This window comes from Streptomyces sp. P3 (genome assembly GCF_003032475.1).
Taxonomy (GTDB): domain Bacteria; phylum Actinomycetota; class Actinomycetes; order Streptomycetales; family Streptomycetaceae; genus Streptomyces.
Genome location: NZ_CP028369.1, coordinates 9,751,412 through 9,776,900, shown reverse-complemented (window position 1 = coordinate 9,776,900; position 25,489 = coordinate 9,751,412). Strand labels below are relative to the sequence as shown.

The following is a 25,489-nucleotide window of genomic DNA, read 5'->3' as shown; positions in this document are numbered from 1 at the left end:
GGGACAGCAACAAGGAGCTGACTGTCTGCGAAGTCCACCCGATCCTGGACAATTGTCACAGCCTCCGCTGCCTGGACACGTGCAGGGCGACCGCGTCGGCGACCTGTTCGTCTTCGCCAACCAGGAAGGCTAGTCGAGAAGTCCTGTCCGGGCGGCCCTGACTCCTGCCTGGAAGCGGCTTTCCACGCCGAGCTGTGCCATCAGGTCGGCCATCACGCGGCGCAACGTCCGTACGGACACGCCGATTTCGCGGGCGATGGATTCGTCCTTGCGTCCGGTGGACATCAGCCGCAGCACGCCCAACTGCTGGGAGGTGAGCCCGGACTCCTCACCGGCGCCGCTTTCGTCCAGAGGCACCGAAGAAGCCCAGCACATCTCGAAGACCCTGACCAGCAGGGCGGTGACGGCCTCGCCGCGCAGCACCATCATGGCGTTGGCCGCGTCGGTGTGGAGCGCGGGCACCAGGGCCTGCACCCGGTCGACCAGGATGAAGCGGAACGGCACGATGTCGGCGATCCTGACCTGGGCACCCGCGGAGCGCAGTTCCTGCAGATGCTTCATCGAGTGGACGATGCGGGTCATCGGCCGCAGGTGGATGCTGCGCATGGTCACGCCGCGCTCCAGGACCTGCACGTCGCGCCGCAGTCCCTCGGCGAGCACCTCCGGCGGCCGCACGGGCCCCGGGTGCATGCTGAGGATCTCCGAGGTCGCGATGTCGGCGATGTCTCCGAGCACACGTGCGATCCGGTCGGCGCCGGTGATCACTTCGTCGCCGAGCGTGCCGCTGCGGGCGACGTGCAGCGGCAGGAACACCTCGCGCATGGCGTCGATCCGCTCGCGGGTGCGACGGATCCGGTCGGCCAGGCGGACGGTGGCCTCCTCCTCGGCGGTGAGCAGCCGCAGCAGCGCGGCCTCGGGGGCGGTGGCCTTGGCGGTCGGTCCGTCGTCGGCCGACTCGACGAGGAGGCCCAGGTCGATCAGCTGCCCGCGGGCGTGCTCGATCTCGTCGACGGTCGTGTCGAGTTGCTCGCAGGCGCTGCGGACGGACCAGTCGCCGCGAGCCGATGCGTACCGGAAGAGTCTCAGGGCCTGGGGCCCGATGCTCGGTGCGCTCATGTCCGTCTGCTGCCTTCCCACAGGGAACGTATTGAGGCCGGGGACGGTGATGGCGGGTCGTCGTGTCTGCCGCCGATGAACAAAAAACCCTCCCGAAGGTATGTTTCAATCGAAGTCTTCCCGGCCTTCCCCCGGGCCAGGAAGGCAATGGTTCAGCTCACAGGTCGAGCGGAGCCCTGCCGGACACCGGGGCCTCCTCCGCGGGGAAGGGTCTCGTCCACGCGGAAGCCCCTCCGGAAGCGGTCGTACCGCACAGTCGCGACCATGCATGACGGTCGGTCACCGACTGCTCGATGAAAAATATACCTGCGGGAAGGTATATTGCAACGAGGGTTGTTGGACGCGACCGTGAGCGGAGACATCGTGGAACCGAAGAAGCACCGGGCAACCTTCCCGGTACCCGAGCGCAGCCCGGACAACATCGCCCTGCACGGCCGCAGTCCCGAGTTGCACCAGGAGCGGGCCGCGCACACCCGCAAGCAGATCCTGGACGCCGCCGCTCAGCTCTTCGACGAGCGCGGGTACGGCAAGACGTCCGTCAAGGACGTCGCCGACCACGTGGGGATGACCAAGGGCGCGGTCTACTTCCACTACCCCACCAAGGAAGCGCTCACGATCGCGGTCGTCGAGGCGCACTACCGCCGCTGGCCCGCACTTCTGGAAGCAGCCCAGGCCAAGGGGCTCGGCCCGCTGGAAACCGTGGTCGACCTGCTCGACCGGACCGCCCAGGCCTTCCAGGACGACGTCGTCGTGCAGGGCGGGGCGCGGCTGCAGATGGAGCAGCCCCTGCCGGACGGCCTGTTGCCGCAGCCGTACGTCGGCTGGATCAGCCTGCTGACGGAGTTGCTGGTGGAGGCGGCGGAGGCCGGGGAACTGCGCGAGGGCGTCTCGCCCGGCACCGCGGCCCACACGCTGGTCTCCGCGTTCTTCGGCACCCAGCACATCTCCGCGCGGCTCACCCGTCGCGCCGACCTCGTACAGCGCTGGTCCGACTCCCGGGACCTGATTTTCGCGGCCCTGCGGCCGTAGAGGGGCGGCCCCTGCGCTTCCTGGAGAGGACAGAGCAGGGGCTGCGTCGCCGCGCACCGGTGTCCCTGCGACGACACCGGTGCGGCACACCGTCCCCGAACGGTGTGACCACGCTCCGCGATCCGGGCGCGCTATACGACGCCCTGAGCCGTCATCGCCTCCGCCACCCTCAGGAAGCCCGCGATGTTGGCGCCCAGGACGTAGTCGTCGGGGGTGCCTCCGTAGGTCTCGGCGGTGGCCCGGCACTGGGCGTGGACACCCCGCATGACAGCCGCGAGGCGGGTCTCGGTCTGCTCGAAGGTCCACACGTCACGAGAGGCGTTCTGCTGCATCTCCAGCGCGGAGGTGGCCACGCCGCCCGCGTTGGCGGCCTTGCCGGGACCGAAGAGGACGCCCGCCTCGCGGAAGACCTCGATCGCCTCCGGGGTGCAGGGCATGTTGGCTCCTTCGGCGACGGCCAGGACGCCGTTCTTCACCAGCGTCCCGGCTTCCTGTCCGCCCAGTTCGTTCTGGGTGGCACACGGCAGCGCGATGTCGCAGGGCACCTCGAAGACCGAGCCCCGGTCGGAGAAGCGCGCCCCGGGCTTGGCCTCCGCGTAGTCCGACAGGCGTGCCCGCCGCACCTCCTTGACCGTTTTCAGCAGCTCCAGGTCGATGCCGTCCGCGTCGACCAGGAATCCGGACGAGTCCGAGCAGGCCACCACGGACCCGCCCAGGGCGTGCACCTTCTCGATCGCGTAGAGCGCCACGTTCCCCGAGCCGGATACGACGGCCTTGCGACCGTCGAATCCCTGTCCGCGCGTGGCCAGCATCTCCTGCGCGAAGTACACCGCTCCGTAGCCGGTGGCCTCCGTCCGGGCCTGCGAGCCGCCCCAGGAGACCCCCTTGCCGGTCAGGACTCCCGCCTCGAAACGGTTGGTGATCCGCTTGTACTGGCCGAAGAGGTAGCCGATCTCGCGCCCGCCGACCCCGATGTCGCCGGCGGGAACGTCGGTGTGCTCGCCCAGGTGCCGGTACAGCTCGGTCATGAACGCCTGGCAGAAGCGCATGACCTCGTGGTCGCTGCGGCCCTTGGGGTCGAAGTCCGAGCCGCCCTTGCCGCCGCCGATCGCCAGTCCGGTCAGCGCGTTCTTGAAGATCTGCTCGAAGCCCAGGAACTTCACGATGCCGAGGTTCACGCTCGGATGGAAGCGCAGACCGCCCTTGTAGGGGCCGAGCGCACTGCTGAACTCCACCCGGAAGCCGCGGTTCACCTGAACACGCCCCGCGTCGTCCACCCACGGCACCCGGAAGATCAGCTGCCGCTCGGGCTCGCACAGCCGCTCGGCGATCAACGCGTCCACGTACTCCGGATGCGCCTGCAACGCCGGCGCCAGCGTGTGCAGCACCTCTCCAACCGCCTGGTGAAACTCGCTCTCACCGGCGTTTCGCCGGCAGACCTGTGCGTAGACGGCCTCGATGTGAGCACTGGGGTTCATGCGTGCCTGCTCTCCTGTGGTCCGCCGGGCACTCATCCTGTGCAGCGTGCCCGGCCACTGTCCTGACAACGAATACGGACGGCAGGAGTCGCTGTGTCAGTGAACAAGGTCACCGATATCGGAAGACTGCTCCGTTCGGGCACGGCAGCCGGCGGTCACCCGTCCTGACGGACCGGCACACAGCGACCATCGGGACGGCGCCCCCGCTTTCCGCCGCTCGGGGGTGCCGACGGAGGGCGGGAAGGGGCCCGGACGTCAGCCCTCGGTCGACGACGGCGAGTTCGACGTGTGCCGACAGGTCGCCGCACCGGCACGTCCGGCGCACCCCGCACCGGCCAATCCGTTCGACACCGTGCGCGATCGAAGCAACGATGTACGTTATGACGACGAACCGAAAGGTCCATGCCGCGTAGGCGGTCGGCCCGCATCCGGGCCGGTGCTCCCCACCGACGAAGACGACAGGCAACGACGGTCATCGACGGTCTGTCCTCGCGCGCGCTGTCCCAGATCCTCGCCCTCGAACGCAGCCGCGACTGTCTGAAGCCCGGAGACGTCGGCGCGGCCGTGCGCCGGTGGAAGGACTACGTCCACCTCCCCGAGCGCCGGCTGTGGCACGACCACGAGTGGGGCGACCCCCACGGGGACTGCTACGACGATCCCTTCGAAGCCCGCGCTCTCCTCGATGCCGTGATGCGGGCCATGGCACCGCGGCAGGCTCGCGAACTCCGCCAGATCGTCGGTCGGTGCGACGCCGTCTGGAACACACCGTCACCGCCGTACGACCCGGGCTGAGGCCGAGGGGACGAGCCGAACGCCCACCGGCTTTGCGCAGACGCAGACGCGGGGGGACCGACTGCGACGACACCGCGACACCCGCGCTTGCCGACACGGTGCGGTTCGCCCCCGCGGACGGGACACGGGCGGGAACCGATCCGGCGCGGGCGGTGTACCCATGTCGTGAGAACGCGGGAGGGGGGCCGCACCGTCGATGAGGCCGCGGTGATCGCACGCGTACGCGCCGGGAAGCCGGAGGCGTACGCGGAGTTGGTGCGCGCCCACACGGGCATCGCACTGCGGGCGGCCCGGGCTCTCGGCGCCGGGGCGGACGCGGAGGACGTCGTGCAGCAGGCCTTCTTCAAGGCCTACTGCGCACTGGGCCGCTTCCGGGACGGCGCCGCGTTCCGGCCGTGGCTGCTGTCCATCGTGGCCAACGAGACGAGGAACACGGTACGGACGGCAGGGCGCCAACGGTCTCTGGCCGACCGCGAGGCGGCCTTCACCGAGGCCGAGCCGCCGGAATCGCCCGCGGCCGACCCTGCCGTCGCCGCGCTGGCGAACGAACGCCGCGTCGCGCTCCTCGAGGCCCTGGAGAAACTGAGCGAGGATCACCGACTGGTGGTCACCTACCGCTATCTGCTGGAAATGGACGAGCCCGAGACAGCGGCGGCCCTGGGCTGGCCCCGGGGCACGGTGAAGTCCCGCCTGAGCCGGGCGCTGCGCAGACTGGGCCGCCTGCTGCCGGAGTTGGAGCCGGGCACGTCCCTCGGGAACGCGGGAGGAGGTGAGGGCGATGCGTGAGCCGAGCAGGCCGCGCGGGCCGGGCCGGATCGGGAAGCGGAAACGGCGTCTACGCGACGGCATCACGGACGGCGCCGGTCGTGACGTCCGGTTGCCCGAGGAGTTGCGGGCGCTCGGGCGGAGGCTGGACCGGCCGGAGGCCGACGAGGCGTACGAGGGCTCGGCCATGGCCGAGCGGGTCCTGCAACAGCTGGTCGACGAGCGGGCACCGACCCCGATGGTCCTGCCCCGGGGAGTGGGTGAGCGGCTGCGGGCGCTGCACCGGTGGACCGGGCTCCGCCGACGCACGCTGGCGGCGGCACTGTGCGGGCTGCTCACCGTGCTCGTCCTGACCCCTCCGGTGCGGGCCGCGGTGGCGGACTGGTTCGACTTCGGCGGGGTCGAGGTGCGGTACGACCCGTCGGCGACGCCTTCGCCGGGAGCGCGCGTGCCGGGCTGCCCCCACCCGGTCCCTCTCGCCGAGGCGGGCCGGCAGGCAGGGTTCGCTCCGCTCGTGCCGGGTGCGCTGGGCACCCCGGACGCGGTGTCCGTGACGCGTGCGCCGAAAGACCGCTATGTCGTCACCCTCTGCTGGGACGAGCGCGGCCGCACCGTCCGGCTCGACGAGTACGCGGCACGGCTGGCGCCGGAGTACGGCAAGACGGTGGCGAGTGAGCAGGCGGTCGAGTGGGTCGAGCTGACCGGGGGGACACGCAGCGCGTTGTGGTTCCCGCGGCCCCACCTCCTGCGCTTCTGGATGACCTCCGCGGACGGCTCCCGTCTCACCCGCTCCGAGCGCACGGCGGGACCCACCCTGCTGTGGGTCCACGACACGTTCACGCTGCGACTGGAGGGTGTGGCGTCGAAGGCGCGGGCGCGGGAGATCGCCGAGTCATTGGGCTGAACGGGCGCCGTCAGGACGGGAACCCCGGCGGATCGAGCGGTGTACCCGAAGTGGCACGGCGAGTGCGGACGGCCCGCACGGGGACGGATCGGGGTATCGGATGCGGCGACTGCGACAACTGGCCTCCGCGACGGGCGCGTTGACGACGGCTCTGGTCCTGCTCGTCCTGGCGGCTCCCCCCTCGGCCGCGGGTGGACCGGGCAGCGTGCTGCTGGTGTCACCGACCAGCCGGCGAACGGCGTCGTCGTACGGCACGGACCGGACGTACGCCCGCTTGGAAGAACTCCTCCCGCAGGCGGGATCCGAGCTCGACGAGCGTCCGGCGCAGGCACCGGACCGGGGAGCGGAGGACACCTGGATGGAACAGGTACGCGACATGGTCACCGTGTCGTGGACGCTCCCTGACTCGAGGCCGTGGCGGACGGACGATCTGTACACGTCCGTGTCCGGCACCGAGGACATCTGGATCCACACGACGCTGCAACTTCCGCAGGACACCGCCTCTTCGGGCGTCGGGGGCTGGCACAGGGCGAAACGATCGGAGGAGCTGCGGGCGCTGCTTGACGGCCTCGGCGTGTTGCGCGCGGCCTCCGGAGAACCGCAGGGGGCCGCGGCCTCGGCCGACGCACTCGCGGACACCGGGGTCGGTGTCGGCGGGACGGCCGCCGACCCCCGCGCCACGACAGACCCGCCCGGTCTGATCGACCGGGCCCGCTGGGTGGTTCCCGCACTGGCCCTCGGACTGCTCCTCGGCTTCGAAGGCGCCACGCTCCGCCGACGTCGCTCGGCGGCCCGACACGGGCCCGCGCCATCGCGGGAGCCCCGTCAGGAGCTGCTGGATTCCTGACCGGACGCGCCGAGGGGATCAGTCGCGGCCGGCCTTGACCTCAACCGAACTTGAGCTTCTAGGTTCCTTGCAGAGCCGCGGGAACCGACCGGCGGCGCCTTGCAGAGAGGTTCGCCGTGACCGAGCGCACAGCCCGCATCGAGATCCCCGACCGCTACCGCTATGCCGTGATCCCGCACATCATGGTCGACGACGCGGCCGCCGCGATCGATTTCTACCGGCGGGCATTCGGCGCCCGTGAGGACTTCCGGATCGACGCTCCGAGCGGCGGAATCCTGCACGCCGAGATCACCGTCGGACGGTCGGCCCTGATGCTCGGCGACGCCGGCGCGGAGGCGTCGGCCTCCTCCTTCGCCGCGCCGGCGTCGCTCGGCGGGGGCACCTCCGTCATGCTGCATGTCTTCGTACCGGACGTCGACAGCTTGGCGGAGCGTGCCGAGGCCGCCGGCGCTGAGATCCTCCAGCCCCCGACGGACATGTTCCACGGGGACCGCACCGTCATCGTCAAGGACCCCGCAGGGCACATGTGGGTGTTCCTGAGCCACAAGGAGGACGTCTCACAGGAAGAACTGATGCGTCGCCTGTCCGCGGCCGAGTGACCCGCCCGGGGAGGGGCGGCCCGGCTCCGCCGCGACGACATCGACGACATGACGCGTCGGCAGTCGGAGGGCTCCCGGCGTGGGAGCGGGGCGGACGGGTCAACGGCCCGGCCCGTCGCCTTGCGCGCAGGAGAGCAGGAAGTCGAGGAAGTGCTCGTCGAGCGGTTCCCCGAGCAGCGGCTGCAGGAACAGGAACTGCCCCTGCGGGTTGACCTCCAGCCAGACGGGCTCGCCGTCCGGGGTGAGCTTGAGGTCGATGGCTCCCATCCGCAGCCCCAGGCGCCGGAGTACCTCCAGCACCCGGCCGCCCACGTCGGCCGGTACCTCCCACCTGGAGATGGGCACGTTGAGGTCGGGGCGCCAGTCGAGCCGGTCGCTTTCGATGAGGGCCGCGTGCATCCGCTCGCCGAAGCAGTTGAGCCGGACGTGCCTGCGGCCGGGGATGTACTCCTGGTATACGGCCGGGCAGACGCTGAAGGACTCCTCGGGAATGGCCCGCGGATCGTCGATGTACTGGGTGAACATGAGCGGGCCGGTAGCGCCCACCACGGGTTTGACGATCACACGGTCCACGGTGCGGGCGAACTCCGCCACCTCGTCGCGGGATTGGGAGACGAGCGTGCGCGGCACCCGGAACCCGGCCTCCCTCGCCACGGAGAGCTGGTACAGCTTGTCCGCGGCGCGGTCGGTCGCTTCGGGAGTGGAGATCCACTGGCCGTGGAAGGACGCCGCGAGAATGCCGCCGAGGGCGCCGCGGCTGTCGTTGTCGACCAGGCGCTGCTGGTGGTCGGTCGACGCGCGGGCGGACGCCTGCTGGTTCGCCCGCATCCGTCGCCACCACAGCACCGACACCGCGTCGAGGGGGATGGTGCGCCCCTCCGAGGTCAGGACGGTGCTGGGTGCGTCTCCGTGCGACCTCCACGTCAGGCCGGGACGCCCACTGATGCGGTCGCACTCCAGAACGTGGAAGTCGTGGAAACCACGGCGGACGGCGGCGTCCCGGATGACGTGGGTGTGGAAGTCGTCCTCGACGGACACCGTGAGGATCATCAGACGGGACAGTCCACGCAGCAGTCGTCGGAGCAGCCGCACGAGCACGACTCCGACGCCGAACCTCCCATGCGGGTGGCGTCAATGCGCATCCCGGTGGTGGCGCGGACGGCCTCTTCCCAGTCCCGCAGCTCTTCCGGCGTGTTCAGGCGTACGAACGAATCGGGTTGCGCCCTGAGGATGACGGGAGGAGCCAGGTCCGTAGAGATCGCCGACTGGGTCTGCACGTCCTCGGCCACGGGATCACCGAGTTTGAACGATGCCATGGTGAGTCACCTCCATGGAGGATCGGGTGAGGTGTGGGCTCTCTCCTAGTGTCCTGCGCCAGAGATCCGTCGGCAGAAGCGGGCAAGGGAGTCGAGGATCTCTTGGGCTGTCTTGGTCCAGATGAACGGCTTGGGTTCTTTGTTCCAGTCCTTGACCCATGCCCGAATGTCGGCTTCGAGGGCCTGGATGTTCTTGTGTGCGCCGCGGCGGATCATCTGGTGGGCCAGGTAGCCGAACCACCGCTCGACCTGGTTGATCCAGGAGGAGCCGGTCGGGGTGAAGTGCAGCTCGAACCTGGGGTGTTTGGCCAGCCAGGCCTTGATCGCGGGAGTCTTGTGAGTGCCGTAATTGTCCACGATCAAGTGGACCTGCAGGTGCGCGGGCACCTCCTTGTCGATCCGGATCAGGAACTTCTTGAACTCCACGGCCCGATGCCGACGGTGCAGGGCACTGATCACCTCGCCGGTGGCGACATCGAACGCGGCGAACAAGGTGGTCAGGCCGTTGCGGACGTAGTCGTGAGTACGCCGCTCGGGCATGCCCGGCATTATCGGCAGCACCGGCTGCGACCGGTCCAGGGCCTGGATCTGCGACTTCTCGTCCACCGAGAGGACCACCGCACCCTCGGGCGGGTTGAAGTACAGACCCACGACGTCGTAGACCTTCTCCACGAACAACGGATCCGTCGACAGCTTGAACGTGTCCGCCAGATGCGGCTTGAGCTGGAACTTCCGCCAGATCCGGCCGACCGTGGACTTCGACAGGCCGCTGTGCTCCGCCATCGACTTCCGCGACCAGTGGGTGGCGTTCTTCGGGATCTCCTCCAGCGTCGTGACCACGACCGCCTCCACCTGGTCGACGCTGATGGTGGGCGGCCGGCCCGGCCGGGGCTCGTCGACCAGGCCGTCCAGCCGCTCCGCCAAAAACCGCCGCCGCCACTTACGGACGGTGTCGGCGGCCACCCGCAACTCGCGGGCGACCACGACGATTGGCGGTACCTCCGGACCAGCGCACGCCAGCACAATCCGCGCCCGCAAGGCCACGGCCTGGGCCGATGTCGCCCTACGCGTCCACCGCTCCAACTCCGCCCGCTCGTCATCAGACAGCAGCAACGGTTCCAGCTTCGGGCCCCGACGAGGAACTGACGCACCAGCAGCAGAAGTCACACAACTACTAACGATCAACTACTGGCGCAGGACACTAGCACAGCACCGTTGACGTGTCGCCGCACATCGAACAACTTGACGGCTCAACAGGCGGGACGCATGATGCCGCTGCCGGGACCCGCCGGGGACCCGCACGTCCGGCGGCAGCGGGGCAGGCGGCGGCGTCGGCCCGGTCGGCGAGAACGTCCCACGCGCCGATCGGGGTCGCCACCCGCAACGCACACAGGCACGTGGTCTCCGCCACCTCTTCGGCGGGTTCTGCGCTCGCGCTCGCGAACTCGACGGGGGAGGTATCCATTCACGCCCCGCAGTGAACCGTCACATGGTAAGCGGGAGTTGCCCGCCTGACGGGTCGTCAACGGTAGGGTTGCCGGTCGTCCGTGCAGATTGCGGTGCTCCCGGCCGTTCGCCAGGATCGGCTGCGTCGCGTCAGGGTCCAGGCCTCCGGTGCGCGGCGCGCGGCGCTGATCCACGCGGCGAGTTCGGGCAGTGCGTGTTCCCGCAGAATGCCTCGTGCCGCGGCCCGTCCGGTGGACGGCAGTGGCGCGACACGGATGCTGACGCTGCACCACAGAGAGGGGTGGATACCGCTGCCGTAGTTCGAGGAGATCGGTGGGATCCACTCGACCTCCAGAAGGGTTCCGTCGCTGCGAGGCTGGTCGACGAAACGCACATCGGCGACGTCGGCACCCTGCTCGCCGAGAGCGGCGCGGATGTCGGACGTGGTGAGCGGCCACGACAGATCGCGCGGCAGTCTGCGGTTACGGGCTGGCACGAGCCCCAGGATGCCAGGCTCCTCGGTGGAGGCGCGCGTTCATTTTCCTTCCTCCCACGGCCCGCTCCCACAACCGCCCGCTCCCCCAGGGACCGGCCGGAGTCCGTACGCGCCCCGGTGACGCCCTCGCCCGGTACGCGCGCCGACCGCGAAACCCCAACCTGCCTGCCCCGACCCGGCTGCCGCGACCTACCCGACCCATTCGGTGGAGAAAAACGGACCAGTACCCGCAATAGTAGTGAAGAAACCAGGTGAATCCACCGCGTGTTCTTCGATTCACCGGGCACAAGGAGCAGCGGAGGTTGATAACTATGGTTCCCCTGCTTCTCGTTCTTCTGCTGGCCCTGGTTCTCTTCGGCGCGGGATTCGCACTGAAGGCACTGTGGTGGATCGCCGTCATCGTTCTGGCCGTCTGGCTGCTGGGCTTCGTCATGCGCAGCGCGGACACCGGCGGCCGCAAGGGCCGCTGGTATCGCTGGTAACCAGTCAGCAGCCGCTCCGTGGGCCCCGGGAAGACTCCCGGGGCCCACACTCATGGTCCCGTCGCCTCGAGGATCTTCTGCCGGGAGACCTCCTGAAGTCGGCCGGCAGCCCGCACCAGGCGACAACGCACCGGGTCACGACGTGTAACGGCCGGCGATCTCGGAAGCTCGCTCACGCAGGGAGTCGCGCAGCCAGTGCGGGGCCAGAGCCTCGGCGTCCATGGCGAGCTGCCACAGCGCCCATTCGGCGTGCCTGGAGTCCTGGAAGGTCGCCTCCAGCCGCAACCAGCCGTCCGCGTCCGTCACTTCGGTGACGACAGCCAGCGCGGTGCGCACCAGATCCTCCCTCCGCGTCGGGCTCACCCGTACCAGCACGGTGACCTGGTCGCCGCCGGTGCGGAACCGTGTGCTGCGTTCCTGCCAGACGCGGTCCAGATCAACCCGGTCGGACCGTTGCGCCGGTTCGGCGAGTTCCTCCGCGGCCAGGACGCGGGACAGCCGGTAGGTGCGCTCCTTACCGGACCGGGTGGCCAGCAGGTAACCCTGGTCGCGCACGGTGACCAGTCCGATCGGGTCCACCGTGCGCCACTTAGGGTTCTGGCCGACGGCCGCGTAGTGGATGCGCAGCTTGTGTCCGGCGAACACCGCGCGCCGGACCTCGGTGACCACGGTGTCGGGCACCTCCTCGGCGGCCAGCCGGCGCGCGAGGAGGTCGGTCTCCGGATCGATGAGCACGCGCTGAACCGCCCCGGCCGCGACGGCGCGATGACTTTCGGGCAGCGCGTCGACCACCTTGCGCATGGCCGAAGCGAGCGCCGAGCCGAGCCCGAACGCCTGCGCGCCGGGGCGTGACCCGGCGACCAGCAGGGCAAGGGCCTCGTCATGGTTCAGTCCGGTGAGCTCGGTCTGAAAGCCGGGCAACAAGGCGAACCCGCCGTGCCGACCCCGCTCGGCGTAGACCGGAACGCCGGCTGCGGACAGGGCCTCGATGTCGCGCAGCACGGTGCGGGTGGACACCTCCAGCTCGCGGGCCAGCGCGGTCGCGGACAGCCGGCCGTTCTGCCGTAGGAGCAGCACCAGTGAAACCAACCGGTCGGCGCGCATACGAAAACCCTATCGGAATACATGACACTTGATGTCATGTATTCGTTGCGAGGCTTACCCGCATGACACGGATCCATCGCCCCCGAGAGGCGACCAGCACAGCCCCCGCCCTGCTCAATCCGGAAGGTCTGCACGACCCGATCCCGATGGGGTACAGCCACACCGTCACCGTGCCCGCCGAGACCGAACTGGTGCTGATCTCCGGTCAGTACGGGTCGGGTCCGGACGGCGCGGTCGTCTCGGCCGACTTCGCCGAGCAGGTACAGCGGACCTTCCACAACATCGGCGTGGCCCTCGCCGCCCATGGGCTCGACCTCAGCCACGTCGTCCAGCTCAGGACGTACGTGGTGAACCACGACGTCGGCAAGCTGGGGCCGATCGCCGCGGCCGTACGGGCGGGCTGGGGTGCGAACCCGCCCACGCAGACCCTCGTCGGTGTCGCGAGTCTGGCCACGCCCGACGTCCTGTTCGAAGTCGAAGCCCTGGCCGCCCGCCGCTGAACCCACAGGCGTCCGCCGCGACGGTGGACCGTCTCGCAGGACGCGTCGGCGGACCGGGGAGCGGCCGCCGTGTTCTGCCGTGCCACCCCGCGACGCGACGGGGTGACGTGGCCCTGGCGGCGTACTCCGGCGGGGTGTCGGAGTACGCCGCCAGGGTGGGCCGCGCCGCGAGCGACGGCCCGGGCCCTCGGGTGCTACTTCGGATCGCGGTTGAACTGGGCCGTCGACCAGCGGTAGCCGAGCACGGTCAGGCCGACGCACCAGGCGGTCGCGATCCACCCGTTGTTGCCGATCTCGGTTCCGAGCAGCAGGCCGCGCAGGGTTTCGATGGCCGGGGTGAACGGCTGGTACTCGGCGATCGGCCGGAACCAGCCGGGCATCGTGTCCGCCGGGATGAAGGCGCTGGAGATGAGCGGCAGGAGAATCAGCGGCATCGCACTGTTGCTGGCGGCCTCGGGGTTCGGGCTGGCCATGCCCAGCCCGACCGCGATCCAGGTGAGCGCCAGGGCGAACATCGCGATCAGCCCGAACGCCGCCAGCCACTCGAGGACGCTGGCGTCCGTGGACCGGAAGCCGATCGCCACGCCGACGGCTCCGACGAGGACCACGCTGGCGAGGCACTGCAGCACACTGCCGACGACGTGCCCGACGATCACGGAGCCGCGGTAGACGGACATGGTACGGAAGCGGGCGATGAGGCCCTCGGCCATGTCCATCGAGATGTGCACGGCGGTCCCGATCACGGTGCTGCCAATGGTCATCATCAGAATGCCCGGGACGATGTAGGCGATGTACTCGGAGCGGTCGGCACCGCCTCCGCCGATGCCCGCGCTCATCACGTCGCCGAAGATGTAGACGAAGAGCAGCAACATCATGATCGGCGTGAGCAACAGGTTCAGCGTTGCGGACGGGTACCGCCACGCGTGCAGCAGATTGCGGCGCAGCATCGTGTTCGAGTCTCGGACGGCGAGGGAGAGGGCGCTCATCGGACGGTCTCCTTGGGCTGGTCGGGGATGCCGGCGGGGCCGGTGAGGGCGAAGAACACGTCGTCCAGGTCGGGCGTGTGCACGGTCAGCTCGTCCGCCTCGACGCCGGCCGAGTCCAACCGGTCGAGAAGGGAACGCAGTGCGCGCTGGCTGCCGTCGCCGGGGATCCGCAGTGTCAGTGTCTCGTCGTCCCGCGTGACGTCGGACAGTGCGGAGGCGGCGGACCGGTAGGCGGCCGGTTCGACGAAGCGGAGCCGGACGTGACCGCCGGGGATCAGGCGCTTCAACTCGTCGGCGGTGCCTTCGGCGGCGATCCTTCCGTCGTGCAACACCGCGATGCGGTCCGCGAGTTCGTCGGCCTCCTCCAGGTACTGGGTGGTGAGGAAGACGGTGACGCCGCCGGAGACCAGTTCTCGGATGATCTGCCACATCGTGTGGCGGGAGCGCGGGTCGAGGCCGGTGGTCGGTTCGTCGAGGAAGATGATCCGCGGTCCGCCGACCAAGGTCATGGCGATGTCGAGCCGGCGTTTCATGCCGCCCGAGTAGGTGGAGGCTGGCTTCTTCGCCGCCCCGGCCAGGTCGAAGCGCTCGAGCAGTTCGGCGGCGACGCGCCGGCCCTCGCGCTTGGACAGGTGGTGCAGGTCGGCCATGAGGAGCATGTTCTCCTCGCCGGTGATCAGGCCGTCGACTGCGGAGAACTGTCCGGTGACGCCGATCGCCGCGCGGACCCCGTCCGGCGCCCCGGCGACGTCGTGGCCGGCGACCTGGGCGCGCCCACCGTCGGCGGTGATGAGAGTGGAGAGGATCTTGACGACGGTGGTCTTGCCGGCGCCGTTCGGCCCGAGCAGCGCGAACACCGACCCGGCCGGGATGTGCAGGTCGATTCCGTCGAGGACGGTCTTGTCGCCGTAGGACTTGCGCAACCCGACGATGGAGATGGCGGGCGACGGCGTGTGACCGTCACTCCGATTGGATGTGGGCATGACAGATGAAGGCATGTGGCCCTCCCGTACGAAGGCTGAGTGGTCGGAGAGTCGGCGGTGGAGCCGGTAGGGGCCGGGAGGCTTCAGGCCTTGGCGCGGAGGACGTCGATGTTGCCCCAGTTGGTCCGTGCGTGGACCTTGACGGTGTCCGAGGCCCGCTCCGGGGGCTCGGACGCGGCGAGCGCGTTGCGCACCTGCCCGCGGTTCGAGCTGACGTCGAGCCAGGCGGCGGCCCCGTCGCGGATGCCGACCTCGATCGAGCCGTTGGAGGTCTCCAACCGGACGCTGCCGCGGCTGACTTCAGCGACACGCAGGAGTCCGTTGGTGGTGGTGCCGGTGACCGAAGCCTCAGCGCGCCTGATGTCGATGGCACCGCTGGCACCGTTCACCTGTAGCTCGCCGGTCACTGCGCCGACGGTCATGGCGCCGTGCGAGTTCTTCAGGACGGCCGGGCCGTCGACGAGGCCGACGCGTACGTCGCCGGTGCTGCTGGTGATGTCGGCCCTGCCTTCGACCCGGTCGACGATGGTCGAACCGTGCGACGCCTTCAGCAGCAGCGGGCCGGTGGTGTCGAGGCGGACGTCGCCGGCCGAGGTCTTCACGCGCACCTCGCCGAGCCGGCCCTCGCCGATCACCCTGACCCCGGCGCCGGTCACGTCGACGTTCGAGCCTGCGGGCAGTTCCACCGTCACGTCGACGGTGCCGCCGCGTCCGAGCAGATTGGCCTTGGGCGTGGTGACGGTCAGGGTGCCGCTCGCGCAGCCGACCTCGGTCTGATCGGCCGTGCGGACGTCCAGGTCCTTCTTCGGGTCACGGGGCCGCACCTCGACGACCGTGTCGAGGCGGTCGCCCGCGGTGAACTGGATCGAACCGGCGTACACGTAGGCGGTGACCGAAATCGGTTCGGGAGTGTCGTAAGAAGGCATGGCTGTCCCGTCCTCTTGGGTTCTCGGACTGTCCCCGCTGGTGGAACGGGGCGCAGGTGAAGTGGTGCGGGTTGGCGCGGTGCGGCCGAAGTGGTAGGGGCGGGGACGCGGTCAGCGCACCCAGCCCGTGAAGCTCTGCCCGACGGTCTGGGTCTTCTCCGGCGTACGCGACCGGGTGGCGCCGTCGAGCGCGGCCGACACGGTGCGCACCAGCCAAGCGTTGACCGACAGGCCGTCGCGGGCGGCGGCCTCTTCGGCGCGGGCCTTGAGGTGGGTCGGCAGGCGGAGGTTGACGCGGGCCGTGCCCCCCTCGTCGGGGTCGGCCGGTACCGGAGCGCCGAGCGGCTCGGCCGGCATGGCCGACTCCGCGGTGGCGTCGCCGTAGGTGGGCGGTGGCGTCACCACGAAGTCGGGGTCGAGCCCGCGCAGCCGTACGTCGACCGACCCCGGGGCGAGGTCGCGGGTGATCTCGTCCATCGCCGCGGAGAGCACGTGGAGCATCGTCAGCCGGGTCGCGGACTCCAGGGGCGCGGTGAGCCTCTCGGCCAGTTCGCGGGCTTCGTCGCCGCCGGCTTCGGCGGCCACCGCGAGTTCACGGCGGAGGGAGTCGACGTACGGGGTGAGATCCATGACGCCATGATGACACCACTATGGCGCCACACGCAAGGCGCCATGTGACACTTCCATGTGTGACGCTCAACGTGAGCGCTTTGACCTGCGAAGATCTGGGGACGCCACCCATGGGCCACGGTGACGCCATGCACGCCAACGCCTCCCGGAGGCCACGGAGTGGCTCCGAATGGCACAGAGTGGCACCAGATGACGTCAAGCCAGTCCACTGCGACGCGGTAGGGGCAGTCGGCAGCCGTGACAGCGCACCGGGCGCCGCCGACACTCCCCGGCGCGGCACCGCGCGCCCGGCACGACAGGGCGCGCGTCGGCGTCACAGGGCGGGTTACTGGTGCTCATCAGCTCGGCGGTGATCGCCGTGACCATGCCGGCCGCGGTGTGAACGGGCACCTCCGCCGACGGCTACGCGCCCGGGCAAGGCCGGCCGACGGGGTGCCACTCGAGGGAGAGGTGTGGGACCAGGCCCGTCACCGAGGGCGGCCCGTTCGCCAGCGTCCCGCAGCCCCTCCCCTCGGCCAGGGCGAGGTGGCCCCGCTCACCCGGGAGGACCTGCGCGAGGCCGAGCCGGACCGCACCCGCCGCCCCCGCGTCCACACCCGCTGAGCCTGGCGACACCAGACACCACGGGACCGGTCAAGGTCCCGTGGTGCACTTGTCCGGCAGCAGCACTAGCGATTGACGCTTCGCATCCCCGCCTCGTCGTACCGCTGACCCGCGGCCTCGGGCAGCTCCGCGTCGATGCGGGCCAGGTCCTCCTCACTCAGCGCGATGGCCGTCGCGGCGGCGTTCTGTTCCAGGTAGGTGCGGCGCTTGGTGCCCGGAATAGGCACCAGGTCCTCGCCCTGCGCCAGCACCCAGGCGATGGCCAGCTGGGCCGGAGTCACCTCCTTCTCGGCGGCGATCTCCTTGACCTTCTCCGCAAGCCGCAGGTTCGCCTTCAGGTTGGCCTCCTGGAAGCGCGGATTCTCGCGGCGCCAGTCGTTCGCGTCCAGCTCGTCCAGTGAGGCGAACCGCCCGGCGAGGAATCCACGGCCGAGCGGCGAGTACGGAACGAAGCCGATGCCCAACTCGCGGCAGGCGGGCAGCACCTCGGCCTCCACGTCCCGTGACCACAGCGAGTACTCGCTCTGCACCGCGGTGACGGGGTGCACGGCGTGGGCCCGCCGAATGGTCTCCGCGCTCGCCTCACTCAGGCCGATGTGGCGCACCTTGCCCTCGGCGACCAGTTCGGCCAGCGCGCCGACCGTCTCCTCGATGGGGACGTTCGGGTCGACCCGGTGCTGGTAGTAGAGGTCGATGTGGTCGGTGCCCAGTCGCTCCAGGGAACCGTGGACCGAACTGCGGACGTGCTCGGCCGAACCGTCCTGCGGGCCGACCGTGCTGATGTCGCCGGGTACCGCGTTGTCCATCCGGTAGTTGAATTTCGTCGCGATCACGTACTCGTCGCGATGCCCTCGGACCGCCTCGCCGACAAGTGACTCGTTGGTGAGCGGCCCGTACATCTGCGCGGTGTCGAGGAAGTTCACGCCGATTTCCAGGCCGCGCCGGATGGTCGCGATCCCCTCGGCCCGATCGGTGGATCCATAGAAGGCGGACATGCCCATGCACCCCAGGCCGACGGCCGATACCTGGAGGTCCCGCAGACTGCGCTTCCGCATGCCGTATCCCAGCCTTTCCCTGCATACTCGTTCGTCGTTCGTCGTTCGGACGCCACGAGGCCCACGCCCTCATCCATCTAGCGACGGATTCCACCGCTCGGCATCCCGTGAGAGGCCTGGGCCGCATGGGTTTCGTGCGCCGCGGTGTCCGCGACGCTACGCCCTGGAGCGCACTCCAACGCAAGTCGTCGCCCCGGCGTCCCGCCCGGGCCCCGCGACGTCCCACCACGACGCCAAACAACGCGAAACCTTTCCCACAACACTTGCTCAACCTATCGAATCTCGATAGGTTTCCATCGTAAGTCGATGGAAGGACGGGACGTGGGGAAACTGACAGTGCGTGCGCTGCGCGCCGTGCTCGTGGTGGTGCTCACCGGCACCGTGTTCGTCCAGGCGTCAATGGTGTGGGCACTGGCCACCGACCCGGAGGACGGATCCCTCCCGCTGACCCCGCTGCGCGTGCTCACGATTGTGGGCATGGCGTCGGTCCAGGTCGCCCTGGTCTGCGTATGGCGGCTGGTGACGATGGTGCGCCGCGGAACCGTGTTCTCCCACTCCGCCTTCCGGTACGTGGACGGAGTGATCGGCGCGATCGTGGCGGCCGCCCTCGTGTGGTTCGCGGTGACGGCCGTGAATGCGCCCGGCCAGCGTGACGACCCTGGCGTCACCGTCATCATGGGCGGGGTCGGCGTGGCCATCCTCGGGATCGCGCTCATCGTGCTCGTCCTGCGGATGCTGCTCGTCCAGGCCGTCGCGCGCGATGTCGAAGCGGTGCGGATGCAGGCCGAGTTGGACGAGGTGATCTGATGCCGATCGCCGTCGACATCGACGTGATGCTGGCCAGGCGGAAGATGTCCGTGGGCGAGCTGGCGGACCGCATCGGGATCACGCCCGCCAACCTCGCGGTACTCAAGAACGGCCGCGCACGGGCGGTGCGCTTCGCAACGCTCGCCGCGCTCTGCGAAGTGCTCGAGTGCCAGCCGGGCGACCTGCTGCGCTGGGAGACAGAGGACGCCACCGCAGACGGAGGACGCGGACGTTTGGCGCAGACCGATGACGCGTCCGGGGCTGCCGTGACGGATGCTCACGGGGTGTCGACCGGGACGGCGGCATCGACAACACCTACGTCCAGGTGACCGGCTCCAACTGCGCCGCGCTCACCGAGCACCGGACCACCCACACCCGCTGACGCCACCCTCCGGCCGGGCGGAGCGTCGGTCCCCGCCTCGCGGCCGGCCTACCGCAAGGTCGAACGAGGCGGGGGCCGTCGGCCGAATGGCGGCGGGCATTGCGCTCTCCGGCTCCCGGAACGGGCTGGAGCGGCTTGCGACGCGTATCGGACAGAGGACGTCGTCGCCGTGCCGCACCGTCTCGGCCACCCGGCCGTCGGCGCCGACGCGGTTCTGGTCCGGAGCCCTCGGCCGGGACAGGAGGTCGACGCTTTCTGGAGCGAGGCGCTGCGGTGGCCGCAGGTCCGGGACCAGGAAGAAGAGACCAACGTGGGAGAGACCGCCGCTTCGCAGGAGGTCGCGGTCTTTCCGTGCCGGGTCGGAGCAGTCGGCCTGTGCCCTCAGAGGCGAGGGCGGTGACGCGAGTTGCGCCTCAGGAGACGTCGACGGCCTCGGGGATGTCGTCGGCACCGGCCACTTCGTCCCGCGCCATCCCCAGGAAGCGCCGAATCGCTTCCACGGGCATGTCCAGTCCTTCCGACGCGGCGTGCTCGTCCCCGAACACCTGCACCGCCTCGGTGACGGCCACGGCCAGTTCGATCTCAGCCTTGCGGGCCTTGGCCTCGGCCTTGTCCACGGTGTCCACCACCGCGAGCTGGCGGCGTTGCTTCTCCTGCAGCCTCTGCTTGCGGGAAAGGGTCCTGTCGGAGTTCTGCACAGACATGATCAAGATCATAAGCGGTGGACCGCGTTTCCCTGAACTCGCCTGCACACGTGCGCCGTCAGGGGAATTGCTGCACTTCGGGCGGCGGGACCGGTCCTTGCCGCCCACCCTGCCGGTCCTGGAAGCGGTGCCGATGACATCGGCGCGATCGACCCGACCGGGAGGGCCGACCGGCTCCAGCGCCACCCACACCCAGGCGGAGCGCCACCGCCCCAACCTCAGGAGTCGTACGCCTCACGCGTCACCGGTCACGCCATCGCGCCGCCCCGGGATGCTGACGGCCGCGCTGCGGCCCGACGTCACATCGGTGACACTCGTCGATCCCCCGACCCGCGGTGTCTGCACGCTCGCACCGCGTCAGGATCCCCACCCCTCTTCGGCGTCCTTGTCCGACCGGCTCACCACGGCCTTCGCCTCCGTCCGTCCGGGGCCGGGCGCCGGACGACCGAAACGGACGCCACGTGTGGACGCATGCTCGGCGGCTGAACGGTCAGGCTGCTCGGCAGAGCGTCGCCAGGTCGGTCGGGGCCGCGCCGTGGTTCGCTGCCGGGCGCACGGGACGGGCCCCGCCGACGGCATCGGCGTCGACGTCGGCGCCCCGCCAGCCGTCGCTCGCGGCGGCCGCGACCTCCGAACGGTTGCGGGCGAAGACCACGAGGCGGAGCACCGCGAACCGCGCGACACCGGCAAGACCCGTGGCGGACAGGTACACGACCTGTTCGAGCACCGCACCGGGTGTCTCCACCAGCTGCCGCAGAACGACCATCGCCACACAGGTCATCGCGTAGGCGGCCGCCGCGGACCCGGCCGACTGCGCATGCTGCCGCCCTGTAGCGTGTCCGCCCACGCCGAAGGTGAAGCGGGCGTGCAACTCGGTGGCCAGGAGCGTGGAGACCGCGGTGGTCAGGGCGTTGGCCAGGGCCCAGGGCGTCCAGGAGGCGAGCGCCGCCACTGCGAAGCTCGAGGCGACCCCCACTCCCCCGCCGCAGAGCACGAAGCGGGTGAAAGAGGCGAAGGCGCCGGACGCCGTCCGCTGCCCGCTCTGCACTGTTTCCACGCTCCCCGACCCCGTCGTCCGATCACCGTTGCGTAACGCGCGCTTCCCGGCCCTCAAAGCCCCTGCCCCCTCTTTCCTCATACCGGAAACGCTACGTTGCATTCATCATTCCGGCAACTGATTTATCGCAAGGGAGAGCAATATGTGCAGGTGAACGTGATGAAAATGTTGCAATGATGCCGAACTAACGCAACCCCACCTACCGTTCGTTGCAACGAGAACAGGTGAACGCTACAGCGGGGAGTTCGGCAGCGGCAGGGAGGCAGGGCCGTCGTCGGCCCCACCCAAGCCGAACCCACTCGCGTTTCGCCACAGGCGCGCTTGCGCGGAGCGATCACCCCCGGATCGAATCTGTCGCCAGGGAGGGACGGCGCGTGCCCCTCAACCGACTGGTGCCGGCCGATGGCACTGCTCACAGGGGGTTTCCCGAGCGTTTCCCGTTGCCCGTTCGGCCGGGCAACGGCTCTGCGTCGACAGGACGGTCGCGCCGCCGACAAGCTGCTGTGGGGCACCCCTCACGGCACCGACAGACCGCCGTGACCGCTCCACCCATGCCGCCAAGCGCACGACCGGCCGACCGGTCGTGCGACGCCGACCACGGCCGTAGAAAACGGGGAACGACATGAGAAGACAGAGGCAGAGACAACGCGACCGCCACCGCGACGGAACACCGCACGGCCGCTTTCGACTGCTGCGGCTGCTGCTCGCCGCCGCCGTCGCCGTGGCCTGCCTGGCCCTGCCGACCGCGGCGACGGCGACCGCGGCACCTTCCGCACCGGCCGCACCGGCCGCACCGGCCGCCGACACCTGTGCGCCGCTGAAGGCGGGAGCGAGCATCGCCGCCGAGGACGCCGTCAAAGTCGCCTGCCGCTACGTCGGTTGGATGTACGCCTGGGGCGGCGGCCACGCCGGGGGCCTGCCCGGCCCCAGCCAGGGCATGCTGGACGAGACCGACCCGGACTCCGTCAACGATCCGACCTACTGGAGCTTCGACTGCATCGGCCTCGTGCGCTGGGCCTGGTACAAAGCCACCCGTCAGGACATCATCAGCGAGCGCACCACACAGTCCACCTGGCAGAACCCGGGCTACGCGCACACCAGGTTCACCAAGGCGCAGGGTGAGGCTCCGCTGCTGCCCGGTGACATCATGTACTTCGGCGAGGACCTCTCGCACGTCGCCCTGTACCTCGGCAACGGCAAGAGGCTCGAATCGCCCCAGTCGGGCGAGACCGTCAGAGTCTCCGACATCCCCTGGGCCGGCTACCGGGGTTCGCTGCGGCCCGAGGTCTCGGGCGTCTTCCCGGTGTGGGAGTACGACGGTCTCGGCAAGCAGGTGAAGACCTGGGGCCAGCCGAACCTGCGGAACGACTCCACGACCGGCGGCGACATCAACTGGACCGTCGACAACGGCATTTCCGTCGCCGTGCGGGCGCTGTGCCAGCGCGTCGGGGAACGGGCCACCGTGGACGGCATGGTCAACAACGTCTGGACCTATCTGCCGGACTACCGCAGCTGGATCAGCAATCTCTTCATCCAGGGCCCGGCGGTCACACCCGGTGTGCCGTCGTGCGGGGAGTACTCGAGGATCGGCGGCACCTTGGAAGGGGCTTCCTCCAACACCTCCTGCGGTGACGGCACCCCGCCCGAATCCGCCGGTGCGTGGACGGCCAAGTCCGCCACCGTGTTCGGCCGCACCGTCGAGCTGCGCTACAACGGCACGACCGCCTGTGCCTGGGGCCGTATCGTCGGCGGCACGATCGGTGACGAGATCTGGGTCGACCGCAGCAACGACGGCGGGAAGACCTGGGACCCGATGCTCGGCTACACGACCGTCACCTCGGGCGGCGACGCGTACACCACCCAGTGGAACGACAACGGCGTCGTGATGCGTGCCTGTGGGACCAACGGCAAGGGCGGCTCCATCGTCTGCACGGGCTGGTACTGAACTCCGTCGCCTCGTGACGGGACGGCCCACCACTGCGTCGACACCATCGCGGGCGGGATCGACGGCTTGCCCGACTACCGCCGGTCACGCCTGCCCATCACCGAGAACAGAGGAGAACCATGTTCGGCACACACGTCAGGGCAGCCTTGATCTCCGTCGGCCTGGCCACGGTGCTGGCCGGAACGCTGGCCGCCCCGTCCGCGCAGGCGGCTCCGTCGTCGGCGGCGGCCGAGTGCGGCGTCCGGGCCCATGACGGGCGGCTGTGGTGCGGGAACCGCGGTGACGCACCGACCCGGCTCGACCCGTTCCACGAAAGCCCCTTCAACGGCTTGCTGAAGTCGACGTTCAGCTACTTCACCTGCTGGTCGACGGGCGGACTGCACGGCGGCGGGAACACGACCTGGTACCGCACGGTGCCCGACTGGATCAGCGAGGGCAGCGAGGGTTACGTGCCGGCCGACTGGGTGTTCACACCCAGTTGGTTCGACGCCGACCCGAGCAGGTACGGGCTGCGGCACTGCTGAGAGCACGCCTGCTGACCCGCACCACCGGCCAGGGATGTCTCGGTCGGATGCGGAACGGCTGCGCCGGGCGTCGAAAAGTTCGAAAGGGGCCGTCGTGCCGGTCATGGCGAGGTCGGCGATGACCTCCCCGACCCCCCCGGACGAATTTGAAGCCGTGGCCCGAGAAGCCGCAGGCGACGGTGACATGGGGACGGGCCGGTGGTGGACAGGACGAATTGTTCGTCCGGGGTCAGTGAGCAGGTGCAGGCGGCTCCCTCCGCGGCCGGCCGGTCCCACAGCTCACGGGCGCGCAGCAGCACCGGCACGTATGCCGCACCCTCGGCGTACCTCTGCCGGTGGGCGCGGACAGATCATGGATACCCCGCCGGTGGCCGCGGGCAGGGGCCGAGAGCAGGGCAGCGACGGCTGTCCGTAGATCGTGTCCGCGGTGCCACGGGGTAGGCGGGTGGAAAAGCAAGGAAGGGAAGACCATGACGACCTACGTCATCACCGTGCCCGGTACCTTCACCACCACCGTCGGGGACGACGCACGGACGCGCCTGGGCCGGGCCCTGCGCCCCTCCGATCCGCACCACACGCGGATGGGAGAGGCGCAGGACCTCGACCCTCTCAGCGTGAACGAGGACGACACGTTCACCATCCGGCTGGCGGTCGAGGCGGACAGCGCCACGCACGCCGAGGAGGACGCTCGCCGGCTCGCGGACGCGGCCCTGCACGACGCGGGGCTCGACGGGACGAGTGCGCCGCTGGGACCGGCGGTCGTGACGGGCATCGACTCCGAGGTGTAGCCATTCAGGCGAGGCGAGGCGGGGCGGGGCGACCGGGAACGCGCCGGTGCTTTTTCCGTACGGAACTCCCGAGGACGACACAGCCGGCAGGTCCCGGAGGGCGGGCGTGGGCGCGTCCTCCGGGACCTGCCGGCCGTCCTGCACCGCTCTCCCGGTCAGTGGCCGCCGTGCCGGTGCGACAGGCGCTCGAGCACCGCCCCCGCCATGGCCTCCTCGCCCTTGGCGTTGGGGTGTGCGGGTGCGGCGGGCGAGGCGGGCTGCAGCGGTTCGATCCACCGCTGGGCCGTCGGCTTGCACATGTCGTGGCCGACGGTCGGACCGTAGGTGTCCACGTACTCCGCGCCGCCCCAGCGGGCCACCAGACGCAGCATCAGGTTGAGGCGCTTGCCGGTGTCCCGCAGGTAGGCGAAGTCGCGCGTCGCGAACGGCACCGACGGTGCGCAGCCGCTGCCGTCGTCGGGCAACAGGTCCGGGTAGCCGACGACGAGGACACGGGCATGCGGCGCCCTTTCGTGCACGGCCCGCAACACCCGGGCGACCTTCGGACCGGTCCTGGCGATCGCCAGGGTGAGTTCGTCGACGCCCGAGGCGCCGTAGTGGCGCTGGCACGGGTTGCCTGTGGGGTCCTGCGGGGCCAACTGGGCGCACGTGCCGATGATGGAGCCGAAGCCGATGTCGTTGCCGCCGATCTGGACCGACACGATGTCGCTGTTGCGGCCCACCGCGTCGAGCTGAGGGCTCTTGGTTCCCTGCGGCTTCCACATGTTCTCGGTCGTGGCCCCGCTACAGCTGACGTCCTCAAGGACGGCCGCCCGCAGCCGACCCGCCACGACGGAGGGGTAGTTGTGATCGGAACGGGCGCAGTAGGCGTCCACCTGGCGGGGAACGAGAGGGCCGGAGGTGTAGGAGTCGCCGAGCGCGACATACCTCGTCGCGTATCCCCCGCCGTGCGCCGCGGCAGGTGCCGCGGAGGCGGCCAGCAGGACACAACTGCCCAGCGCCGCAAGCAAGGTGACGCCCTTTCTGCCACGACGGGCCGTTCTCCCCGTACGCACGTCGTGCTGCATCGAGCCTCCCCCTGGTCACCCACGTCCACCGGCGACGCCGTCCGGACGGCCGTCGTTCCGTTCGACCAGGCTTGTATACCGCCGAGTAGGCCATGGAGGCCAGAAGCAGGAGCGAACCTTTAGCCACCGGGCGGCCGGAGACGAACGGCACCCCGGTG

Annotated in this window: 27 protein-coding genes and 3 pseudogenes; 14 read left to right on the top strand and 16 right to left on the bottom strand. The window is 70.0% G+C overall.

Annotated elements, in window-relative coordinates:
• Positions 1–129 precede the first annotated feature (129 nt).
• Positions 130–1,116: a helix-turn-helix transcriptional regulator gene (locus C6376_RS43315; RefSeq protein ID WP_107448642.1), complete on the bottom strand. Its 987-nt coding sequence runs from the start codon at positions 1,114–1,116 to the stop codon at positions 130–132.
• Positions 1,117–1,464: 348 nt separating this feature from the next.
• Between C6376_RS43315 and C6376_RS43310 the strand changes: the two genes are divergently transcribed.
• Entirely contained in the window at positions 1,465–2,145 is a 681-nt protein-coding gene (locus C6376_RS43310) for a ScbR family autoregulator-binding transcription factor (RefSeq protein ID WP_254076317.1), read from the top strand.
• Positions 2,146–2,276: 131 nt separating this feature from the next.
• Here the strand turns inward: C6376_RS43310 and gdhA are convergent, their stop codons facing one another.
• Positions 2,277–3,623: an NADP-specific glutamate dehydrogenase gene (gene gdhA / locus C6376_RS43305; RefSeq protein ID WP_107448641.1), complete on the bottom strand. Its 1,347-nt coding sequence runs from the start codon at positions 3,621–3,623 to the stop codon at positions 2,277–2,279.
• 402 nt (positions 3,624–4,025) lie between these two features.
• Between gdhA and C6376_RS43300 the strand changes: the two genes are divergently transcribed.
• From C6376_RS43300 to C6376_RS43280, 5 genes are all read left to right on the top strand, one after another.
• A complete protein-coding gene (locus C6376_RS43300) occupies positions 4,026–4,415 on the top strand; it encodes a hypothetical protein (RefSeq protein WP_254076316.1) in 390 nt (129 codons plus the stop codon).
• Positions 4,416–4,580: 165 nt separating this feature from the next.
• Complete coding sequence (locus C6376_RS43295) at positions 4,581–5,201, top strand: RNA polymerase sigma factor (protein WP_107448640.1); 621 nt, start codon at positions 4,581–4,583, stop codon at positions 5,199–5,201.
• Positions 5,194–6,084, top strand: a complete 891-nt coding sequence (locus C6376_RS43290; protein ID WP_254076315.1) for a hypothetical protein — start codon at positions 5,194–5,196, stop codon at positions 6,082–6,084. Before C6376_RS43295 ends, C6376_RS43290 begins: the two co-directional genes overlap by 8 nt.
• A 100-nt stretch (positions 6,085–6,184) precedes the next feature.
• Positions 6,185–6,931, top strand: a complete 747-nt coding sequence (locus C6376_RS43285) for a hypothetical protein (protein WP_107448639.1) — start codon at positions 6,185–6,187, stop codon at positions 6,929–6,931.
• 116 nt (positions 6,932–7,047) lie between these two features.
• Complete coding sequence (locus C6376_RS43280) at positions 7,048–7,530, top strand: glyoxalase/bleomycin resistance/extradiol dioxygenase family protein (protein ID WP_107448638.1); 483 nt, start codon at positions 7,048–7,050, stop codon at positions 7,528–7,530.
• A 99-nt stretch (positions 7,531–7,629) separates the two neighbouring features.
• Here the strand turns inward: C6376_RS43280 and C6376_RS43275 are convergent, their stop codons facing one another.
• The 4 genes from C6376_RS43275 to C6376_RS43260 all read right to left on the bottom strand — a co-directional run bounded on the left by C6376_RS43275 (position 7,630) and on the right by C6376_RS43260 (position 10,788).
• A complete protein-coding gene (locus tag C6376_RS43275) occupies positions 7,630–8,580 on the bottom strand; it encodes a RimK family alpha-L-glutamate ligase (protein WP_107448637.1) in 951 nt (316 codons plus the stop codon).
• Positions 8,580–8,846 (bottom strand): hypothetical protein, encoded by a 267-nt coding sequence (locus C6376_RS43270; protein ID WP_107448636.1) that lies wholly within the window; start codon positions 8,844–8,846, stop codon positions 8,580–8,582. The genes C6376_RS43275 and C6376_RS43270 overlap by 1 nt, the downstream gene beginning before the upstream one ends.
• 45 nt (positions 8,847–8,891) lie before the next feature.
• On the bottom strand, positions 8,892–10,013 hold the full coding sequence (locus tag C6376_RS43265) for an IS630 family transposase (RefSeq protein ID WP_107441906.1): 1,122 nt from the start codon (positions 10,011–10,013) through the stop codon (positions 8,892–8,894).
• Positions 10,014–10,368: 355 nt separating this feature from the next.
• Positions 10,369–10,788, bottom strand: coding sequence for a hypothetical protein (locus tag C6376_RS43260; RefSeq protein ID WP_107448635.1), 420 nt, complete (start codon positions 10,786–10,788; stop codon positions 10,369–10,371).
• 311 nt (positions 10,789–11,099) lie between these two features.
• Between C6376_RS43260 and C6376_RS43255 the strand changes: the two genes are divergently transcribed.
• The gene (locus C6376_RS43255; RefSeq protein ID WP_057577173.1) at positions 11,100–11,270 is read left to right on the top strand and encodes a hypothetical protein; all 171 of its coding nucleotides are present in this window, start codon (positions 11,100–11,102) and stop codon (positions 11,268–11,270) included.
• 135 nt (positions 11,271–11,405) lie between these two features.
• On the opposite strand, the gene C6376_RS43250 is transcribed toward C6376_RS43255, so the two are convergent.
• The gene (locus C6376_RS43250) at positions 11,406–12,374 is read right to left on the bottom strand and encodes a YafY family protein (protein WP_107448634.1); all 969 of its coding nucleotides are present in this window, start codon (positions 12,372–12,374) and stop codon (positions 11,406–11,408) included.
• A gap of 62 nt (positions 12,375–12,436) precedes the next feature.
• Here C6376_RS43250 and C6376_RS43245 point away from each other — a divergent pair, with 62 nt between their 5' ends.
• Positions 12,437–12,874, top strand: coding sequence for a RidA family protein (locus C6376_RS43245; protein ID WP_107448633.1), 438 nt, complete (start codon positions 12,437–12,439; stop codon positions 12,872–12,874).
• Positions 12,875–13,068: 194 nt separating this feature from the next.
• On the opposite strand, the gene C6376_RS43240 is transcribed toward C6376_RS43245, so the two are convergent.
• The 5 genes from C6376_RS43240 to C6376_RS43220 all read right to left on the bottom strand — a co-directional run bounded on the left by C6376_RS43240 (position 13,069) and on the right by C6376_RS43220 (position 18,057).
• The gene (locus C6376_RS43240; protein ID WP_107448632.1) at positions 13,069–13,860 is read right to left on the bottom strand and encodes an ABC transporter permease; all 792 of its coding nucleotides are present in this window, start codon (positions 13,858–13,860) and stop codon (positions 13,069–13,071) included.
• Complete coding sequence (locus tag C6376_RS43235) at positions 13,857–14,843, bottom strand: ATP-binding cassette domain-containing protein (RefSeq protein WP_107448631.1); 987 nt, start codon at positions 14,841–14,843, stop codon at positions 13,857–13,859. Before C6376_RS43235 ends, C6376_RS43240 begins: the two co-directional genes overlap by 4 nt.
• 83 nt (positions 14,844–14,926) lie before the next feature.
• Positions 14,927–15,769 (bottom strand): DUF4097 family beta strand repeat-containing protein, encoded by an 843-nt coding sequence (locus tag C6376_RS43230; protein WP_107448630.1) that lies wholly within the window; start codon positions 15,767–15,769, stop codon positions 14,927–14,929.
• A gap of 111 nt (positions 15,770–15,880) precedes the next feature.
• The gene (locus C6376_RS43225) at positions 15,881–16,399 is read right to left on the bottom strand and encodes a toxin-antitoxin system HicB family antitoxin (protein ID WP_107448629.1); all 519 of its coding nucleotides are present in this window, start codon (positions 16,397–16,399) and stop codon (positions 15,881–15,883) included.
• Positions 16,400–17,067: 668 nt separating this feature from the next.
• A complete protein-coding gene (locus tag C6376_RS43220) occupies positions 17,068–18,057 on the bottom strand; it encodes an aldo/keto reductase (RefSeq protein WP_107448628.1) in 990 nt (329 codons plus the stop codon).
• A 321-nt stretch (positions 18,058–18,378) separates the two neighbouring features.
• On the opposite strand from C6376_RS43220, the gene C6376_RS43215 reads away from it, so the two are divergent.
• Positions 18,379–18,864, top strand: a complete 486-nt coding sequence (locus C6376_RS43215; RefSeq protein ID WP_107448627.1) for a DUF2975 domain-containing protein — start codon at positions 18,379–18,381, stop codon at positions 18,862–18,864.
• Positions 18,864–19,082: pseudogene (locus tag C6376_RS43210) on the top strand (helix-turn-helix domain-containing protein); the annotation flags it as partial. The gene C6376_RS43215 and the pseudogene C6376_RS43210, both read left to right, overlap by 1 nt.
• Positions 19,083–19,659: 577 nt before the next feature.
• Here C6376_RS43210 and C6376_RS43195 read toward each other — a convergent pair.
• Complete coding sequence (locus tag C6376_RS43195; protein ID WP_254076314.1) at positions 19,660–19,950, bottom strand: hypothetical protein; 291 nt, start codon at positions 19,948–19,950, stop codon at positions 19,660–19,662.
• Between the two features lie 265 nt (positions 19,951–20,215).
• On the opposite strand from C6376_RS43195, the pseudogene C6376_RS46085 reads away from it, so the two are divergent.
• Positions 20,216–20,368 (top strand): annotated as a pseudogene (locus C6376_RS46085) (LysR family transcriptional regulator); the annotation flags it as partial.
• Between the two features lie 72 nt (positions 20,369–20,440).
• Here C6376_RS46085 and C6376_RS43190 read toward each other — a convergent pair.
• The gene (locus tag C6376_RS43190; RefSeq protein WP_107448623.1) at positions 20,441–21,007 is read right to left on the bottom strand and encodes a GtrA family protein; all 567 of its coding nucleotides are present in this window, start codon (positions 21,005–21,007) and stop codon (positions 20,441–20,443) included.
• A gap of 622 nt (positions 21,008–21,629) precedes the next feature.
• Here C6376_RS43190 and C6376_RS43185 point away from each other — a divergent pair.
• Together C6376_RS43185 and C6376_RS43180 are read left to right on the top strand one after the other, a co-directional pair.
• On the top strand, positions 21,630–22,952 hold the full coding sequence (locus C6376_RS43185) for an NlpC/P60 family protein (protein WP_107448622.1): 1,323 nt from the start codon (positions 21,630–21,632) through the stop codon (positions 22,950–22,952).
• A gap of 119 nt (positions 22,953–23,071) precedes the next feature.
• Positions 23,072–23,476, top strand: a complete 405-nt coding sequence (locus C6376_RS43180; protein ID WP_107448621.1) for a hypothetical protein — start codon at positions 23,072–23,074, stop codon at positions 23,474–23,476.
• Positions 23,477–23,545: 69 nt separating this feature from the next.
• Here C6376_RS43180 and C6376_RS46080 read toward each other — a convergent pair.
• A pseudogene (locus C6376_RS46080) lies at positions 23,546–23,712 on the bottom strand (FAD-dependent oxidoreductase); the annotation flags it as partial.
• A gap of 234 nt (positions 23,713–23,946) precedes the next feature.
• On the opposite strand from C6376_RS46080, the gene C6376_RS43170 reads away from it, so the two are divergent.
• Positions 23,947–24,264 (top strand): hypothetical protein, encoded by a 318-nt coding sequence (locus C6376_RS43170; RefSeq protein WP_107448620.1) that lies wholly within the window; start codon positions 23,947–23,949, stop codon positions 24,262–24,264.
• A 155-nt stretch (positions 24,265–24,419) separates the two neighbouring features.
• On the opposite strand, the gene C6376_RS43165 is transcribed toward C6376_RS43170, so the two are convergent.
• Entirely contained in the window at positions 24,420–25,331 is a 912-nt protein-coding gene (locus C6376_RS43165; RefSeq protein ID WP_107448619.1) for an SGNH/GDSL hydrolase family protein, read from the bottom strand.
• Between the last annotated feature and the right edge of the window lie 158 nt (positions 25,332–25,489).

Bases quoted from the DNA above. Each gene is read 5' to 3' on its own strand.
- C6376_RS43315 (WP_107448642.1), bottom strand. From the start codon at position 1,116: ATGAGCGCACCGAGCATCGGGCCCCAGGCCCTGAGACTCTTCCGGTAC.
- gdhA (WP_107448641.1), bottom strand. From the start codon at position 3,623: ATGAACCCCAGTGCTCACATCGAGGCCGTCTACGCACAGGTCTGCCGG.
- C6376_RS43300 (WP_254076316.1), top strand. From the start codon at position 4,026: ATGCCGCGTAGGCGGTCGGCCCGCATCCGGGCCGGTGCTCCCCACCGA.
- C6376_RS43290 (WP_254076315.1), top strand. From the start codon at position 5,194: ATGCGTGAGCCGAGCAGGCCGCGCGGGCCGGGCCGGATCGGGAAGCGG.
- C6376_RS43285 (WP_107448639.1), top strand. From the start codon at position 6,185: ATGCGGCGACTGCGACAACTGGCCTCCGCGACGGGCGCGTTGACGACG.
- C6376_RS43275 (WP_107448637.1), bottom strand. From the start codon at position 8,580: ATGATCCTCACGGTGTCCGTCGAGGACGACTTCCACACCCACGTCATC.
- C6376_RS43270 (WP_107448636.1), bottom strand. From the start codon at position 8,846: ATGGCATCGTTCAAACTCGGTGATCCCGTGGCCGAGGACGTGCAGACC.
- C6376_RS43255 (WP_057577173.1), top strand. From the start codon at position 11,100: ATGGTTCCCCTGCTTCTCGTTCTTCTGCTGGCCCTGGTTCTCTTCGGC.
- C6376_RS43250 (WP_107448634.1), bottom strand. From the start codon at position 12,374: ATGCGCGCCGACCGGTTGGTTTCACTGGTGCTGCTCCTACGGCAGAAC.
- C6376_RS43245 (WP_107448633.1), top strand. From the start codon at position 12,437: ATGACACGGATCCATCGCCCCCGAGAGGCGACCAGCACAGCCCCCGCC.
- C6376_RS43240 (WP_107448632.1), bottom strand. From the start codon at position 13,860: ATGAGCGCCCTCTCCCTCGCCGTCCGAGACTCGAACACGATGCTGCGC.
- C6376_RS43235 (WP_107448631.1), bottom strand. From the start codon at position 14,843: ATGCCCACATCCAATCGGAGTGACGGTCACACGCCGTCGCCCGCCATC.
- C6376_RS43230 (WP_107448630.1), bottom strand. From the start codon at position 15,769: ATGCCTTCTTACGACACTCCCGAACCGATTTCGGTCACCGCCTACGTG.
- C6376_RS43225 (WP_107448629.1), bottom strand. From the start codon at position 16,399: ATGGATCTCACCCCGTACGTCGACTCCCTCCGCCGTGAACTCGCGGTG.
- C6376_RS43220 (WP_107448628.1), bottom strand. From the start codon at position 18,057: ATGCGGAAGCGCAGTCTGCGGGACCTCCAGGTATCGGCCGTCGGCCTG.
- C6376_RS43195 (WP_254076314.1), bottom strand. From the start codon at position 19,950: ATGTCTGTGCAGAACTCCGACAGGACCCTTTCCCGCAAGCAGAGGCTG.
- C6376_RS43185 (WP_107448622.1), top strand. From the start codon at position 21,630: ATGAGAAGACAGAGGCAGAGACAACGCGACCGCCACCGCGACGGAACA.
- C6376_RS43180 (WP_107448621.1), top strand. From the start codon at position 23,072: ATGTTCGGCACACACGTCAGGGCAGCCTTGATCTCCGTCGGCCTGGCC.
- C6376_RS43170 (WP_107448620.1), top strand. From the start codon at position 23,947: ATGACGACCTACGTCATCACCGTGCCCGGTACCTTCACCACCACCGTC.
- C6376_RS43165 (WP_107448619.1), bottom strand. From the start codon at position 25,331: ATGCAGCACGACGTGCGTACGGGGAGAACGGCCCGTCGTGGCAGAAAG.